We start from the raw sequence: 15,146 nt of genomic DNA on the forward strand, positions 1-15,146 counted from the left end.
TTTTTTTTGCTGTGTGATATATTAAAGCCCGTGGACTTCCATATTGAGGAAACCCATGGGCTTTGTTGTACGTTTTTTACAGCGCTTTTTTTATATCATGCCAGACTTATGGGAATGTTCCCGTAGGTCTATTTGACCTGATTTTCTTTTATTATCCTGCCACTCTCAAAAGCACAAGCATTCTCAAGCGTTGTGCGGCTTATGGCGGCTAGGGCTTCTTCGGTGAAAAAGCCCTGATGAGAGGTGACGATAACGTTAGGAAAAGACAGAAGCCTTGCGGTCACGGAGCTTTCTAGGATATCCTCCTGTCGGTTTTCAAAGACGTTCTCCGTTTCTTCCTCATAAACGTCAAGACCCACTCCGTGGAATTTTCTGCTTCTGATACCTTTTATAAGGTCTTCGGTATTCACAAGCGCACCTCGGGAGGTATTTACGAAAACAACATTCTCTTTCATAAGGGAGATAGTTTCAGTATTGATAAGATGATAGCTTGCCTCTGTCAGCGGGCAATGGAGCGAGATAAGGTCGCTTTCCCGCAGGACTTCGCTAAGGGGATAATATTTCACAAAATCAAGGTCGGGGTTTTGATAAACGTCATAAGCTATAACACGCATACCAAAGCCGTGGCATATCTTGCACATTGCCGCACCTATCCTGCCTGTGCCTATTATACCAGCGGTCTTGCCATGAAAATCAAGTCCCATAAGACCATTCAGGCTGAAATTGTTCTCTCTTACCTTTATATAGCCCTTGTGTATTCTTCTTGTTACTGCAAGCGCAAGCGCCACGGCGTGTTCTGCCACGGCTTCTGGAGAATACCCAGGCACTCTAAGCACTGTTATGCCGTATTTATCGGCGGCTTTTATATCAACATTATTATAGCCTGCACATCGCATAAGAAGAAGTTTTACACCGTGTTCATGGAGCCGTCTAAGCACTGAGCCTGTTATCGTTGAGCTTACAAAGGCACACACGCCCTCACAGCCCTCGGCAAGCCTTGCTGTGTCTTCCGACAAGTCGGCTTCAAGGTAAACGCTTTCTATATCTGGATAGTTTTTTCGCTGCTTTTCAAATGAATCTATATCATACTGCTTTGCGTCATAGAATATTATTTTCATGGAAACTCCTCCAAATTTTAAAGTATTTCATTTTACGCTTGTATTTTTTGCAGCTGTTTATAAAAATATACGGTTTTTGCCTTAATAAGATAAAATTATCAAAGGTTGACAATTGTGCATAAATAGGATATAATATAGGTATCGGTATGTAAAAATATACTTTAAATATACTTTAAATGCCTGTTTTCTACAGAAAGGATATGATGCCAATGTCACAATTTTCGGAACTTCTCAGAGAATACATAAAGAAAAAAGATATTACTATAAAAGCCCTTGCCGAAAAATGTGGTATCGACAGAACATATCTTCATAAGATACTCAAAGGTGAAAGGAAAGTGCCAAGCGTAGATTTTGTAGAAAATATAAGCTTGCAGCTCATGCTTTCCACAGAGGATAAAAGCAGGCTCATGGAGCTTTATAACATTTCTGAGATGGGGGAAGATGTCTACAATCGCCGTAAGCAGGTGTCAAAGATAATACACGATATGGCAAACACCAACATGGAAGATCCTGACGCTCTGACTTTCAAGACAGAAGTTGATATTGACTCTGTGCCTGAGATATCCATCTACACCGACAAACGTGAGCTTAGAAAAAACCTGCAGGTGCTTATATGCAGCGATGTTCATAATGGTTCTGACATTCAGGTCATCGCTCAGCCAACAGAGTTTCTTACCAATCTGTTGTCCATTGCCGCAGAAGGCAGCGAGTCTGCCATAAACCATCTGTTCTTCTTTGACAACACCTCAGGTGAAAAAAACACCGCAAAATACAATCTGGATATTTTTCCGTTCATATGTCACCTTGCGCAAAAGCATGAAAAATATGAGGCTTTTTATTATTATGAGGGTGCGTCGGCATATTTCAACTCCACGAACATCATGCCAAACATAATGATAACGAATAATTTTCTGATCAGAACAGACAGCGATTATTGCGAGGGCGTTATATACAGATCTAAGCCTATGGTAGAATTTTATATGCGGCAGTTTGAAAAGTTCAAGACAAAATGTGCAAAGCTTCTCGACCACGCCGTGGATATCTTGGAATATGTTTACTTTTGGTACGATGACAACGCAAATTTCATCGGCGTGGATTTTCAGCCATGCACCATGCTTTGTCTTACAGAGGATATATACAACGCCCATGCACTTTTGCCAGCTGACGCAAAGAAATTTGTAAAAGCAAAGCTCACCATGGGCAAGAAGGCTCTTTCTGAACACAAATTTGTAAATCTGTTCAGTGAAAAGGGCCTTGCAGAGTTTATGACGACGGGAGAGATTTTTGAGCTTCCGAGAAATTCATATACTTTTCCCACTCTTGCAGAACGCAAGATAATGCTACAGATAATGATATCGCTTTGTGAAAACGGCATGGCAGACTACAGGATAATAAAGAACGACTATTTTGCGGTGTCGAAAAATCTTTGTATCAACATTTCTGACAACACAAGTCTTAACATCATTGCCAGAAACAACTGCTTCTCTGATTTTTCTTATTTGAAGATAAGCGAAACGAGCCTTGTTCAAGCTTTCTGGGATTATTTTCAGCACTTTATAGATTCTGACGCTGTTTGCTCACATGAAGAAACTATCGAGATACTCAGGTCTTATTTGTAAAAAATGGGCGACCAAAAGCCGCCCACTGTAATGATATTATTTAAGCTGTTCACGCATTAAAGTGAGCAGCTTTTTTTCACGTCTTGACACCTGCACCTGCGACATACCAAGTTGTTTTGCCGTTTCCATCTGAGTTTTATTCTGAAAATATCTCAGATATATAAGCTTTCTATCCTCCGCTTCAAGGGAAGCTATGACCTGACGGAGAGAGAGCCTGTCAGCAATTTCTATGTCAGGAGCATCAACAGGGATATCTATTTGTCCGTGGCGGTCGTCTTCATCTGAGCTTTCAGTAAGACTAACAGGGGGCAGGGCGACGTTCATGGCTAGAGTAACGGCTTCTTCGCTTTCTCCTGACAGCTCACAAAGCTCGCTTACTGTAGGTTCTCTCCCCTGCTGTATGGAAAATCGCTCACGCTCTCTTACAAGGCGCATGGAAAGCTCTTTTATGCTCCGTGACACTTTTATCGTGCCACCGTCACGGAAAAGCCTTTTTATCTCCCCTAATATCACTGGCACTGCATAGGTGGAGAATTTCACACCACGGTCGCTGTCAAAGGCTTTCGCAGCTTTTACAAGACCTATACAGCCTGCACCGTAGAGGTCGTCATACTCTATGCCACGGTTGCGGAAGCGGTTTGCGCACAGGTGAACAAGCCCCAGATTTTCTTCTGCAAGAGGGGTCTCGACTATGCTGCTCATTTTATACTCTTTCTTTCAAGGTTTTTTCAAGGATAAGGGTAGTTCCTTCTCCAAGCTTGCTGCGCACCTTCACTTTATCCATAAAGCTTTCCATGACCGCAAAGCCAAGGCCTGCTCTTTCCTCCTCAGGTGCAGTGGTGAAAAGCGGCTGCATAGCCTGCTCTATATCAGCGATACCGCAGCCCTTATCCCTTATTTTTATGTAGATGTGTCTGTTCTCGAATATCCTTATCTGCATGAATATCTCCCCTAGGGTGTTTCGGTATCCGTGGACAATGGCGTTTGTGACTCCCTCTGACACTGCGGTCTTGACATCTGCAAGCTCGTCGATCTGAGGGTCAAGCTGAGTAAGGAAACCGCTGACTGCAACTCTAGCAAAGCGCTCATTTTCAGAATAGCTGGGAAAACTGACTTTCATTTCATTAAGGGGTTTTCGTTTCAATTTTATCACTCTCCTTTGTTTTGTCATCGGGGCTTTCATTCTGTTCCTGAGCTGCTTTCTTCTCTTGTATATACGGGGCAATATCCGTGACTATCTTTGTGAGTCTGTGCATACCTGCAAGCTGCAAGACCTTTCGGATATAAGCAGGAGGCGACGCCACTATCACTTCGCCACCCATTTCTGACATTATCCTGTATCTGCCCATAACAAGCCCGATGCCTGAGCTATCCATAAAAGTCACCTGAGAATAGTCGAGGATAAGGGTAAGAGGGTTATGGCTTCTAATGGCTTTATCTATCTCTCCCCTGAAATATTTTGCTGTATGATGGTCGATATCGCCGCATATCTCTGCCACAAGAGTTCTGGCTGACGGATAGTTTTTTATCTCCACATTCATGCTTTATCATTCCTTTCATCTTTTCGTTTTATCCGCTGAAAATATATTATCACTTACAGTGGGATTTTTTTGTCGCATTATTGTATGAATGGAAAAAGGGCATAAAAAACAGGAACACACATTTGTGTGTCCCTGCCTAGGAAAACTATTATGTTCTATGCTTATGTATTAAAGTCCGTTAGGATTATTCTTAATGAAGTTCCAGCTATCTGCTGTCATTTCATCAAGACCATACTGTGCTTCCCAGCCAAAGACCTTCTTTGCCTTTGCTGTATCAGCATAGCAGGTTGCGAGGTCGCCTGCACGTCTTGGCTTTACTACATATGGGAGCTTCTTTCCGCAGGCTTTTTCAAAGCTGTGAAGAACGTCATAAACGCTTGAGCCTTTTCCTGTGCCGAGGTTTACGGCTTCAACACCCTTGTTTTCCATTACATACTTAACTGCGCAAAGGTGACCCTTAGCAAGGTCAACAACGTGGATATAATCTCTTACACCTGTTCCGTCAGGAGTATCGTAATCGTCACCAAACACACCGAGCTTTTCAAGCTTTCCTACTGCTACCTGACAGATGTAAGGAAGCAGATTGTTTGGTATACCGTTAGGGTCTTCGCCGATAAGACCGCTCTTATGTGCGCCGATAGGGTTGAAGTATCTCAGAAGTGAAACTGACCAGTCGTTGTCGGAAACATAAACGTCTCTCAGTATCTGCTCTATCATTACCTTTGTATAGCCGTAAGGGTTTGTTGCAGATGTAGGCATATCCTCAGTGTAAGGAGCTTTGTTTACAGGGCCGTAAACTGTTGCGGAAGATGAGAAAACTATCTTCTTACAGCCGTATTTTCTCATTGCCTTGATAAGCATGAGAGTGCCTGTGATGTTGTTATGGTAATATTCAACAGGCTTCTGAACAGATTCGCCAACCGCTTTAAGACCTGCAAAATGTATAACAGCGTCTATCTTGTTTTCTTCAAATATCTTTTCGAGCGCCGCAAGGTCAAGAAGATCTGCCTCATAAAAAGCAAAGTCCTTGCCTGTTATCTTCTTTATTCTGTTAAGAGCCTCCGGCTTTGAGTTTGAAAAGTTATCAACTATAACTACTTCATAGCCTGCTTCAAGAAGCTCAACGCAGGTGTGGCTTCCGATAAATCCTGCTCCGCCTGTAACGAGTATTTTTGCCATATTCTTTACCTCCCAAATATGTCAAGTTTTTTCTTACACTTACATTATACCATATTTTCACGTTTTTGCAATACCCTTTTTGTTTCAAACACATGGATTTTTGTTGCAAAGAGAATAAAAATATGCTATCATATCTATAACAGACCATCTCACAGAAAGGATCACACAGAATGAATACAGACCGCCATTCCTTTAAATCAGACCAGACGGACGCACTTTCGCTGTCAGTATACAACGTGGGCTATGAAAAATGTCAGGGGCTTCACAGTTGGGGAAGCGGTGTTCGTGACCATTATCTTATCCACCACATCATAAGTGGCAAGGGCGTATACAAAACGCCGCAGGGAGAGTATCACCTTAGCGCAGGGGACACCTTTCTCATTTACCCCTACACTGTTATAACATACACTGCCGACAAGAACGACCCATGGGAATACTACTGGGCAGGCTTCAATGGCTCTGACGCTGAATTTATCCTTGATCGTGCAGGCTTCACAAGAGAGTGTCCCGTTATCTCCGCAGACTTTGGAAGCGAGCTTAAAGACAGTCTTGAACGCATTTATCGTCTTAGCGGAAACAGAAGCTCAGATCTTGTGAAAATGACAGGTCAGCTTTACATCACGCTGGGCATTCTTATGGAACGCTCTGGAAGTCAAAGCCGTTCGGGGAGCACCGCAAAGGGATATGTCACAAAGGCGAAAAACTACATTGCACACAACTACACCCTTGGGATAGGGGTCGAGAATGCAACCGATTTCGTTGGCGTGAGCCGTGCCACGCTATATCGGGCTTTCATGGAATACGAGGGGCTTTCTCCTGCACAGTATATAACTGATTTCCGTGTAAACGCCGCCTGCCGTTTGCTGGAAGAAACTGAGCTTCCTGTGTCGGCTGTGGCAAGGTCGGTAGGGTATAATGACAGCCTTTATTTTTCAAGGATATTCCACAAGACAAAGGGTGTGTCACCTACGGAATACAGGGCTGACGCTTTGTGTACAAAAGGTGAAAACAAGGCGTTTTCGGTTGACAAGGGTATATAAATGAGATATAATAAATAGGTATAATCAGCTACGAAAGGGTCTTAAACAATGAATTTCTTTATGGTCGGCTCGTTTTTCATGCTTTTCATGCTAAACGCAGGCTGGACTTCTAATTACGTTATAAAGCTTGTAGGCTTTTTATTTTTCGCAGTGGGAACGGCTGAGGCTGAAGAACGCACTGACGCTTTCACACATCTTAAAAAGTCTGCTTACACTTCTTCCGCTATGTGCGCTCTTGCGGTGGTATGTCAGCTTCTATTGAAGCTTCTCTCCCCTGCGGCAATGGCGGCGAACGTTATAAGCATTTTGCTGTCGGCGGCAACTGTCTATATGTCACTGAACCTTATGAGAATGTTCCTTGTGGCGCTTGACAGCCACAGAGAGCTTGTGGAAGACGTTTCAAACATTGTAAGGCTTCAGGGCAGTTTCAACAAGCTTGCTCTCATGACGTTTATTTACTTTGGGGGCGACCTGCTCAACAGGCTAATACCAATAGAGTTCGTCACCACCCTTGCAGGCGTTATTGCGGCAATAGCAAAGATACTTGTGTATATTTTCCTGCTCATCATGCTTTACAACTTCAACAAGCTGAGGACAGATTATGAAAAACGCCGTGAAAGAGAAAACAAATAAGGATATTTCAAGAACGTCATGTTCACAAATGGCGTTCTGTTTTGTGTATAAAGGCAACAAAGAATAGGAGAACGAAAAATGCTATCAATAATAATACCAAGCTATAACGAGGAAGGCAACGTTGCAAAATGTGCTTCTGTTGTTTCAAAGCTTCTCAGCGAAAACGGTATAGACTATGAGCTTGTTTTTGTAAACGACGGCTCAAAGGACAGAACATGGGATATAATCTCAAACCTTGCACGCAATGACGAGCATATCGTGGGCGTGAACTTTTCAAGAAATTTCGGTAAGGAGAGCGCAATTTTTGCAGGACTTGAAACTGCAAAGGGCGACGCTTGCGTTCTGCTGGACTGTGATTTGCAGTTCCCGCCTGAGGTCATAATCGAGATGTACAACATCTGGAAAAACAATGACGTTGACATTGTTGAGGGCAGAAAAAATTCCCGGGGAAAGGAAAACCCTGTATACAAATTTTTCTCTCTGTGGTTTTACAAGATGATAAACAAGTCAAGCGGACTCGACATGGAAGCGGCTTCCGATTTCAAGCTTCTTGACAGGGCTGTGGTAGATTCACTGAATGCAATGCCTGAACGGCTGACGTTTTTCAGAGCAATGTCAAGCTGGGTAGGCTACAAGACGGAGCGTGTATATTTTGACGTTGCTGACAGAGAGATAGGCGAATCAAAGTGGTCTGTAAAGGGGCTTTTCAAATTCGCCATAAACAGCATAACCTCTTTTACCTCTGCGCCTTTGCAGATAGTGACAGTATGCGGTGTTATAACGTTTATTTTCTCTGTCATACTGGGACTTCATACCCTTATCAAAAAGCTTATCGGTGCGTCGGCGGTAGGATTTTCAACTGTCATAATCCTACAGCTTCTCACATCGAGTATAATAATGTTCAGTCTTGGAATAATAGGCTTTTATCTCTCAAAGATATACGAGGAGATAAAACAGCGACCTAGATACATAATCCGTGATATCATAAGAAAAGACGACGAGGAGAAAAAGAATGGAAAAGACTAAAACATCTCCCCTTTCATTTGTGAAAAAATGGTGTTATGATAAGCGGCTGTACTTTTTGGTGTTCTTTCTGCCTGTGGCAATAATGTTTTCAGCCTATGCGTTTTTCAAGATACACCCTATAGGCGACAGCTCGGTGCTTGTGCTTGATTTGAACGGTCAGTATGTTTACTACTACGAGCAGTTCCGTGACGCTTTCCATGGCAACGGCAGTTTTATCTACAACTGGTCACGAAACCTCAGCGGAGAAATGTTCGGTGTGTTTGCATATTATCTTGCAAGCCCTTTTATGCTGATACTTGTGCTGCTGCCGAGAACGATGATGGCGACCTCTATCCTTATTTTACAGCTTGCAAAGATAGGCACGGCGGCTGTGACGTTCATGTTCTTCTTAAAAAAGATATCAGTGCAGAAACCTAAGACTATCTCACTTATCATATTCCCTACCATGTATGCACTTATGTCATACATGGTGGTACAGCTTATGGACCCTATGTGGCTTGACGGACTTATCTATCTGCCGCTTATATGCTGGGGCGTTCACAGGCTCGTTGATGAGGGCAAGCTTGTGCCTTATATAGTGCCGCTGGCGCTTATGTTCATTGCACATTTCTACATCGGCTATATGGTGGGAATTTTCACGTTTTTCTACTTCTGTTGGTACTGCCTTTCAAGAGAGGGCAGGATATTGCCAAAAAAGTTCTTCTCACGCTGTGTGGCTTTCGGTATCGGCACGCTTGTTGCGCTTATGTGTGCGGCGTTCGTTCTTATAACCGTTTACAATTCTTTGAAGCTTGGCAAGTTTGAGTTCACTGACCCTGATTTCTCACTTGCAACGCAATTTGATTTCCTTACGTTCATAACAAAGCTTTTCCCAATGTCATATGACACTGTTTACCCTGAGGGTATGCCTATGATATACTGCGGAACAGCTGTATTGATACTTGTTCCGCTGTTCTTTATGAACGACAGGATAACAATGAAAGAAAAGACCTCCACAGGTCTGCTCACTTTCCTGCTTGTTATATTAATGTATATAAAGCCTGCTGATATGGCAATGCACGGCTTCCAAGTGCCGAACTGGCTGCCTTACAGATATTCTTTCATATTCTCATTCCTGATGATAGTAATGGCATTCAGGGCGTTTGAAAACCTCGAGGGCGTTACGGCAAAGAATATCGGCGGAATTTTCTTCGGACTTATGGTGTTCCTCTTCTGGTGTGAGCGTGAGAACTACTCTCACTTCCAGCTTTTTGAAACAAAGACAAGTGAAACAGGCGACACCACAAATGTGATACAGGGCATATGGGTATCCATGATAGCTCTGGCGGCATATTTCGCACTTATCTATCTTATCAAGAAATATCCAAAATCAAAGGCTGTTTGTATCGTAATGGTAGGCGTTCTTGCGGTTGAGCTTTTTGCAAACAGCGCTGACACTATCGACAAGATAGACACTGACGTTGCATACAGCAAATACACCTCTTATGAACCTTACATGACGCAGACGAGAAACGCTGTGTCAATGATGAAGGAATATGACCCGTCGCTTTTCTACCGCATGGAGGCAACTTTCCACAGAACCGTGAACGACCCTATCGGAACAGGCTACAAGGGCATTTCACATTCAAGCTCAACGATGAACGCACCTGCCCTTATGATGCTCCACAAACTTGGATATGCTTACGGCGGTCACTACACAAAATATGACGGCACAACTTTCATGACGGACGCTCTGTTTGACATAAAATATCTTATGGACAAAACGGGCAACACCTCTTTTGTAGGCACAAGAGTTAAAGTCCCTGAGGAATACAAGCTCACTACAGAATACACTGAGGGCGACGCAACATATAAATTCTACAACAACCCTAACGCTCTTGGTCTTGGCATGGTATCTTCGCCTAGTATTGAGGACGTGTCACTTTCTGAAGATAATCCTTTTGAAAATCAGAACATGGTATTCAACGCGCTAGCAGGCACAACAAAGGAATATTTCACAAAGATACCTGTTATAAACAGCGAAATGGAGAACGTTTCTACATCTCAGCTCACTGACGGACACACGAAATACTTCCCTACAGACACTTCCATTGCAGAATGTCACATTGACTATGTTGTGAAAATGGATAAGGACTCATATCTTTATATGTATCTTCCAACCAAATATGAGCGTTCCTGCAACGTGTGGATACAGGACGAGGACGATTATATGGACGGCTCTGAGCCTATGGAATATGCAGGTCAGTTCTTTGTGGGCGACAATTATTCTATTATGAATCTTGGCAAATTCTATGAGGGGCAGGAGCTTCGCATACGCATAACGGTGGCAAATGACGATAACGAAGCTTACTGGAAAGACCAGCTTTTCTACACCTTTGATTATGACAGCTTTGCACAGACCTGCGCTGATATGCAGAAAAATGTGCTTGAGGTCACAAGCTTTAAGGACACTTATCTCGAAGGCGCTGTTAATGCTGAAAATGACGGCTCTGTACTGTTCACGACCATACCATACGAAAACGGCTGGACTATCACTGTGAACGGCAAAAAGGTGACGGCTGAAAAATCTCTTGACAGCCTTATAACTATCCCTTTGGAGCAGGGTGAAAACAAGATAACAATGAAGTTCTCACCTGACTATTGGAAGGTATCTCTTATCATAACGGGCTTCGGTGTTGCCCTGTTGGTGCTTATATTCCTGTTTGAATATAAGCGTGGAAAAGTCATGAAAAAGGTGCTTGCAAAAGCTAACTTTACGGCTGAGAGCAGTGAGGAAGCCACAACCCCTGTGATAAATGACACAACTGATACAACGGACGAGCCGCTGAGGATATACCGACCTGACAATGATGATGACGAAAAGCTTCGGCACATAAACGAGATGATGAAAAATATTCTCGGTGAGGACGAGGATAGCGGCAAAAACGATAAATAGCGACGGAAGTTGCGAAAAAAATCTATTGACAAGGCTTTTATAAAATAGTATTATAATAGGGACGGAAATTCTATCCGCCCCTATTTTTTCGGACAGCGGATAAAGACTTCACAAATGAAAGGACTAATCAAAATGGCAAAAAAGATCTACACCAAAAAGCTTACATATGCAGGAATGTCCCTGTGTCTGCTGAGTTTTTTCGCATTCATTCTCTCTACGGCAGGCGCACTGGCTGACCCTGTGGGAAAGCTCGTTTACAACAACGTTTTCACAAACAAGATAGACTTTTTGTTCACCCCCGACATTTTCGCTTATGTGAACACCTATGGTCTTTCATGCGCACTCGCCATATTCAGCCTTGTGGCGTTTTTCACATCTGCAAGAGCAAAGGGCAAGAAAAAGCTTGATGGTGCATTCGCAGGCTTTCTTATCCTTTTCCCGCTTGTTGTGATGATAACAAAGGGCATAATGATATACTATGTTACGGTAAAAGGTCACTTCTCAAACGCTATAACAATGGGCTATGACAATGACAAGTTCAGGGTAGCCCTTTCACTTGCTGATGATGTTCTGCCATTTATTGCGGCTTTCCTGCTTTTTATCGGTGGACTTGTTATTGCAGGCAGACTTATGGGCGAAGATTTCGCCGTTGAGATACCTGTTGCCGCAAAGACGCCTGACAATGCCCCTGCGCCTATCCCAATGACTACACCGCAAGAACAGAGTTTTGCTCAGCCTGATATGTCACAGTTCAGAAAGCCCGACAATGCCGAGCCTGTTATGTCACAGAGCGTAGTTGAGCCTGAGATACCACAACAGACTGAGCCTATAGAACCACCTACAGAAACGGCTGAACAGCCTGTTGAGCAGACCTCACCTGAAAAGTGTCCTCACTGTGGCTCAGAGCTGAAGAGCGGAGCCAAATTTTGCAGCGTTTGCGGAAACAAGGTCTAAAAAGCTACACCAATACACTTCCATAAAAAATACGGCATATGCCACTTTTTCGGTGACATATGCCGTGTTTCATTTTTACTGTTCTGATACGCTGTGGCTTACAAGACCATGCTTTACTCGGTCACGGACCTCCGCTCTCTTTGCGTCGTTAAATCTGTCGAGAGTTCCAACAAGATAGCCTGTTATTCTTCTTATACGCTGAAAAGGCACGTCTGCAAAGTGATAATCAACGTCAACAAAGTCGCCGTCTATTTTTAGGTCGATAGTCTGGATAGTCTTTTCAGGGTAAAGCTTCTGCGCCCTGTCGATATATGAATTTATCTCTGCCTGGGACATCTCCCCGCCTGTTACGTTCACATTTACCATTTTACATTACCTCCATTTTTCTTTGTTGTACATATTGTTGCCACAATAAAAGGATACCACAATATCTTGTACTTGTCAATAGTTAATACCTACAAAGCACATGAGTATATTTTGTAGGGTATGCCTGCATGGTCAGCCTTTCATTTCTTCTCTTATGCCTCGCCAATCGGGACAGAACTTGCCCACCAAAGCCCAGAAATCCTTGCTGTGATCCATAAAGACCAAGTGGCAAAGCTCGTGGAGGCAGACATAATCAATGCACTCTCTGCGGAAAACGATAAGCTTTGAGTTTATGGAAATATGCCTGTTTGAGATACATCTTCCCCAGCTTGCTGTCAGCGGTTTTATTGTGACCTTTTCAGGCACAAGCCCTGTGGAGGCAGACATTTTCTGCATGCTTTTTGTTATCTCCGCCACTGTGAGATCGTTTATGAACTTGGTGGTCTGCTCTTTTACATAGGTCGTGTCGCTGGTCTTGTTCACGGCAATGAGAAGCTTGCCGTCCTCTATCTTGGGAGAAAAATACTTATCAGCTTGAACAAGGGTCAGGGTAAGCTCGTTCCCCAAAAGTCTGAGCCTTTCGCCATCACAGAAATCTTTCGGCAGACCCACCGACGCCTTGTTTTTTTGCTCTTTTATCCAGCCCAGATTGTTATTAATAAAGCTTTCAAGCTGCTGCTTTGAACAACCGTAAGGCACACGCACTGTCAAAGTGCCGTCACGCATACCCATATTAAGGCGACTTCTTTTGGCAACGTCAAGGACAAAGTCTATGCGCTCTCCGTTTTTATCCTCGATAAAAGTATTATATTTCGGCACTTCAAAGCCCCCATATCCAAAAACGCCGCACATTCTTTTGTGCGGCGCTGTATTTTTTACCACTGTACTGCTATAGAGCTGTCTGTTGTAAGATAATCCTTATAAATATATCCTGTGAGTGGACCGTCTATGTTCATGAAATTTATCTTCACATATCCGTTATCCTCATATTCAAGAACGTTTACCTGAACGCCCGGTGACATACAAACGATATTCTCAGCGTCATTATCAGGTGCCACATGAAGATAAGCATACTCTGTGACATACATTACCTCAAGCACATCTGTCTGGCTAGACTCGTCGCTGGACACATCTGTTACCGCACCGCTTTCGTCCACACTGCTGTTATCAGTAACGGACGTATCCGCAGGGGCGGTGCTGTTCACTGGCTCAGCCACAGACTCATTTGTATTTATGGTGGCAGTATTTATACCCTTTGGCACTTCTGAACTATTGCTTGCAAAAAGCCCCTTGGCAAGCAGAAGTATCACGCACAGCACAAATATGCCCACAACTATTATTGCGACAACGCTCGCCGTATTTCCCGAAGCCTTGCGGGAAACGTTATTCTTGTTATTATCCATATATTGCACGGCACAAGCCGTCACATTTCGCCTCCTTTTGCAGGAACACACCTGCACACCTGCAAACAAAGCACAGGTACATAAACATATTATAATATTTTTTATCATCAATGTCAATGACAGTTTAATTACAATATTGTCACATTTCACTCTTTAAGCCCTATTCTTGAGATATTTGCCATATTTGCACCGATATTTTGACATTATAGCCAAATAGGCGTTTACTAATTTGATTAAAATACATATTAACAGAATCAACAAAATGTGATATAATGAGTTTTAAGGGCGTGCCTTGGGAGGCGTTGCCCTTATAGTATAAAAGCAAGGGGGGCAGGAAGTTGCATAAAAAAATTATCTGCGGTGCATTGTCTGCTGCAATGTTCCTGACCCTTTTTTCAGCCTGCGGTCGATCTGAAGAGAGCGTGGTCAATACTAAAAACTCTTCGTTTATGGAACAAGAGGAAGTCGTTGACAGCCCTGCAAAGATATTTTTCTCGGCATGGAACGGCAGTGAGATAACCGCTGACACGGCTAAAGAGCATGGTATGATTTTCATGGACTCTTCAGAAGAAAGCGATATGCGCTGGGCTGAGTTCTGCGAGTGCGTAAAAAGCGGCACTGAGGCTGAGATAACAGTATGCACAAGCACGCAGGTGATACATGCTGAAAGCTCTTTGGAGGGGGACAGCGGTGTTCTTACCATAGAATCTGAGGACTTTTCTGAGGGCAGCATGAAGCTTTTCTCAAAAAATCTTTCTGCCGACAGCCTTTACAGCGTTTGTGAAAACGGATTGACGGTATATTACGCAGGAAGCAACAAGCTTTATCAGACAGAGAATGTAACAAGTGAGCTTACAGACGTTCCTTTTGAGCAAAAGATATACAAGTGCAGCAGTGAAGCCAACATGACATTCCCCTATCAAAAAATGTTTTCAAATTATGATGATTTCAATGAATATTATTTGAAATACAATGGTGAGCTGCAAATTCAGGAAATGAAAAAGGATATGGAAGCTTTTGAAAACGAAGGCGGCTTCAACAACCATGTTATTTTTCTAAAAGGAGAGCTTTCGGGATATGAGCATATCGACTACAAAGCAGTAAGGGCGGTCAAGGACAAGGATTCCCTTTTCATATATGTGGCTAAAGAGATACCTGAGAACAAGGCAGGGGCGACTTCAAAACGGCAGATAACTGTTACAGTGCCGTCAGAGTATCTTGACGAGATAAGCCCCAAAAACATAAAATGGATAGTTTTCACACAAGAGTGACAAAAGGCGGACAAGGTGTCTGCCTTTTTTTTATTCTGAAAGTTGACAGATAAAAGCATTA

At 43.1% G+C, this 15,146-nt stretch carries 15 protein-coding genes; 7 read left to right on the forward strand and 8 right to left on the reverse strand.

Annotated features, from left to right (window positions below):
- Window positions 1–128: 128 nt before the first annotated feature.
- A complete protein-coding gene (locus QVO88_RS00230) occupies window positions 129–1,118 on the reverse strand; it encodes a 2-hydroxyacid dehydrogenase (protein WP_022286523.1) in 990 nt (329 codons plus the stop codon).
- A gap of 209 nt (window positions 1,119–1,327) precedes the next feature.
- Between QVO88_RS00230 and QVO88_RS00235 the strand changes: the two genes are divergently transcribed.
- Window positions 1,328–2,737, forward strand: a complete 1,410-nt coding sequence (locus tag QVO88_RS00235; protein ID WP_022286524.1) for a helix-turn-helix domain-containing protein — start codon at window positions 1,328–1,330, stop codon at window positions 2,735–2,737.
- 36 nt (window positions 2,738–2,773) lie between these two features.
- Here the strand turns inward: QVO88_RS00235 and QVO88_RS00240 are convergent, their stop codons facing one another.
- The 4 genes from QVO88_RS00240 to galE all read right to left on the reverse strand — a co-directional run bounded on the left by QVO88_RS00240 (window position 2,774) and on the right by galE (window position 5,457).
- Entirely contained in the window at window positions 2,774–3,439 is a 666-nt protein-coding gene (locus QVO88_RS00240) for a sigma-70 family RNA polymerase sigma factor (protein ID WP_022286525.1), read from the reverse strand.
- 1 nt (window position 3,440) lies between these two features.
- On the reverse strand, window positions 3,441–3,857 hold the full coding sequence (gene spoIIAB, locus QVO88_RS00245) for an anti-sigma F factor (RefSeq protein WP_138339527.1): 417 nt from the start codon (window positions 3,855–3,857) through the stop codon (window positions 3,441–3,443).
- A 4-nt stretch (window positions 3,858–3,861) separates the two neighbouring features.
- Window positions 3,862–4,278 (reverse strand): anti-sigma factor antagonist, encoded by a 417-nt coding sequence (locus QVO88_RS00250; RefSeq protein ID WP_022286527.1) that lies wholly within the window; start codon window positions 4,276–4,278, stop codon window positions 3,862–3,864.
- 168 nt (window positions 4,279–4,446) lie between these two features.
- On the reverse strand, window positions 4,447–5,457 hold the full coding sequence (gene galE, locus QVO88_RS00255) for a UDP-glucose 4-epimerase GalE (protein ID WP_022286528.1): 1,011 nt from the start codon (window positions 5,455–5,457) through the stop codon (window positions 4,447–4,449).
- 170 nt (window positions 5,458–5,627) lie between these two features.
- Between galE and QVO88_RS00260 the strand changes: the two genes are divergently transcribed.
- From QVO88_RS00260 to QVO88_RS00280, 5 genes are all read left to right on the forward strand, one after another.
- Window positions 5,628–6,497: an AraC family transcriptional regulator gene (locus tag QVO88_RS00260; RefSeq protein ID WP_022286529.1), complete on the forward strand. Its 870-nt coding sequence runs from the start codon at window positions 5,628–5,630 to the stop codon at window positions 6,495–6,497.
- Window positions 6,498–6,545: 48 nt separating this feature from the next.
- The gene (locus QVO88_RS00265; protein ID WP_022286530.1) at window positions 6,546–7,130 is read left to right on the forward strand and encodes a hypothetical protein; all 585 of its coding nucleotides are present in this window, start codon (window positions 6,546–6,548) and stop codon (window positions 7,128–7,130) included.
- A gap of 78 nt (window positions 7,131–7,208) precedes the next feature.
- Window positions 7,209–8,156, forward strand: a complete 948-nt coding sequence (locus tag QVO88_RS00270; protein ID WP_022286531.1) for a glycosyltransferase family 2 protein — start codon at window positions 7,209–7,211, stop codon at window positions 8,154–8,156.
- On the forward strand, window positions 8,143–11,091 hold the full coding sequence (locus QVO88_RS00275; protein ID WP_022286532.1) for a YfhO family protein: 2,949 nt from the start codon (window positions 8,143–8,145) through the stop codon (window positions 11,089–11,091). Before QVO88_RS00270 ends, QVO88_RS00275 begins: the two co-directional genes overlap by 14 nt.
- 114 nt (window positions 11,092–11,205) lie before the next feature.
- Window positions 11,206–12,045, forward strand: a complete 840-nt coding sequence (locus tag QVO88_RS00280) for a zinc ribbon domain-containing protein (protein ID WP_288177652.1) — start codon at window positions 11,206–11,208, stop codon at window positions 12,043–12,045.
- Window positions 12,046–12,120: 75 nt separating this feature from the next.
- Here QVO88_RS00280 and nrdD read toward each other — a convergent pair whose 3' ends face one another.
- The 3 genes from nrdD to QVO88_RS00295 all read right to left on the reverse strand — a co-directional run bounded on the left by nrdD (window position 12,121) and on the right by QVO88_RS00295 (window position 13,814).
- Window positions 12,121–12,411 carry an anaerobic ribonucleoside-triphosphate reductase gene (gene nrdD, locus QVO88_RS00285; protein WP_022286534.1) on the reverse strand — a complete coding sequence of 97 codons (291 nt, stop codon included), beginning with the start codon at window positions 12,409–12,411 and terminating at the stop codon, window positions 12,121–12,123.
- A gap of 132 nt (window positions 12,412–12,543) precedes the next feature.
- Window positions 12,544–13,263, reverse strand: a complete 720-nt coding sequence (locus QVO88_RS00290) for a M48 family metallopeptidase (RefSeq protein WP_022286535.1) — start codon at window positions 13,261–13,263, stop codon at window positions 12,544–12,546.
- 23 nt (window positions 13,264–13,286) lie between these two features.
- Entirely contained in the window at window positions 13,287–13,814 is a 528-nt protein-coding gene (locus QVO88_RS00295) for an SH3 domain-containing protein (RefSeq protein WP_038672938.1), read from the reverse strand.
- A 338-nt stretch (window positions 13,815–14,152) separates the two neighbouring features.
- On the opposite strand from QVO88_RS00295, the gene QVO88_RS00300 reads away from it, so the two are divergent.
- Window positions 14,153–15,085: a hypothetical protein gene (locus tag QVO88_RS00300; RefSeq protein ID WP_022286537.1), complete on the forward strand. Its 933-nt coding sequence runs from the start codon at window positions 14,153–14,155 to the stop codon at window positions 15,083–15,085.
- Window positions 15,086–15,146 lie beyond the last annotated feature (61 nt).

Source organism: Ruminococcus sp. CAG:57, from assembly GCF_000435935.1.
Lineage (GTDB): Bacteria > Bacillota > Clostridia > Oscillospirales > Ruminococcaceae > Hominimerdicola > Hominimerdicola aceti.